This window comes from Streptomyces sp. BE303, from assembly GCF_036290945.1.
Lineage (GTDB): Bacteria > Actinomycetota > Actinomycetes > Streptomycetales > Streptomycetaceae > Kitasatospora.
The window spans coordinates 1-1505 of the sequence record NZ_JAQYWZ010000103.1 but is presented as its reverse complement, the minus strand read 5'-3'; the positions used below and the strand labels follow the sequence as shown (position 1 = coordinate 1505).

1 protein-coding gene is annotated in these 1505 nt (G+C 70.0%); it reads right to left on the bottom strand.

Features of this window, described 5'->3' with window-relative positions:
* Positions 1-152: 152 nt before the first annotated feature.
* The coding region (gene phnA, locus PUR56_RS00385) for a phosphonoacetate hydrolase (RefSeq protein ID WP_329947358.1) at positions 153-1505 on the bottom strand (1353 nt) is incomplete at its 5' end.

The following is a 1505-nucleotide window of genomic DNA, read 5'->3' as shown; positions in this document are numbered from 1 at the left end:
TTGGTGTCCGATCTGGTGGTCTCGGCGTTCGACATGGTTCTCGACCGATCTGGGTGGGGGCCGGGGAGCGCCGCATGGCGGGCGGCGCGAGGTCGAGGCGGCGGCTGCCGCCGGTACCGTGGCCGCCCCCCGGAAGGGGTGGCCGCGGCGTGTCAGTGTGCGTGAGCGGTACCGCTCTCCTGCTGGGCGACGAGTGTGGTGGCCACCCAGAAGGCGTCGTAGTTGTGGATGACGGCGGGGTCGCCGTAGGGCTCGTCGAGGGGTTCGGGTTCCGGGAGTCGACGGTTGATCAGGAACGGGATCTGGAGCTCGCCCAGTGCGCCGTGGGAGCGGAGCGGGGCGTCCAGTCCGCTGAGGTCGTGCCAGGCGGGGAAGCGGCCGAGGGCGGTGCCGGCTTCGGCGAGGACCACGATGTCGCCGATGCGGTCGGAGGGCTGCGCGAAGCGTGCGGCGGCCTCCTCGCGGCCGTGCACTTCCTGGATGCCTCCGATGGCGCGCAGGGCGTCGATCGTGGCGTCGCGGTCGGTGCCCTCGGGGAGGTACACGCTCGCGAAGGAGCCGAGTGCGCCGTGGTGCACGGTGTACGGGTCGGTGATGGGCAGGATGACCCGCAGGCCCTCGGCGCTGGTGTCCGCGGGGACGCCGAGGATGCGTCGGACCTCCTCCTCGACGAAGACGACCTGGGCGCGGCCCTGGGCGTCGGTCTTGGCGCTCATGCCGTGGTCGGCGGTGAGCACGACGGTCGCGCCGAGGTCGGCCAGCCGGCCCGCGTAGTGGTCGATCTTCTCGTAGAGGTCGTTGGCGGCCTCGGTTCCCGGCGCGTTCTTGTGCTGGATGTAGTCCGTCAGCGACAGGTACATCAGGTCGGCGCCGCGGGTTTCGAGAATTCGTACACCGGCGGCGAGTGCGAATTCGCTGAGGTCGGCCGAGTATACGGTCGGGAGTGGCTTTCCGACCAGGTCGAGAACGTCGCCGATTCCGTTCTCCTCGACGGTGGCCAGATCGGCTTTCTCGGCGGAGAAGCAGATGCCCCGGCGCGAGGGCGGGACGAACTCGCCGGAGCCGTCGAGTGCGGGGCCCTCCTCGACGAGGCCGGCGCCGAGCAGTCGGCGCAGTTTGTCCTTCGCGGTGACCACGACGACGTCCAGGCCGGCCTCGTTGGCCGCCGCCAGGAGGGTGGGCGCGCGCAGGAACCGCTTGTCGTTCATCAGGACTTCTTCACCGAGTCCGGTGTCGAAGATGTAGTTCCCGCTGATGCCGTGGACGGCGGGCGGCCGGCCGGTGGCGATGGACACGTTGTTGGGGTTGGTGAGGGCGGGCATCGCGCAGTGTGCCGGCCACGAGGTCCCCTCGTGTTCGAGGACCTTGCTCAGCCAGGGCATCCGACCGGCCGCCATCGCCTCGATGTGGTAGTCCGGCTCGCTGCCGTCGATGCAGATGACGACGACCGGGTTTGCGGGCCTGGCGTACGTCCTGCCGTTGACGGTGAAATTCCCGGTGGTCAC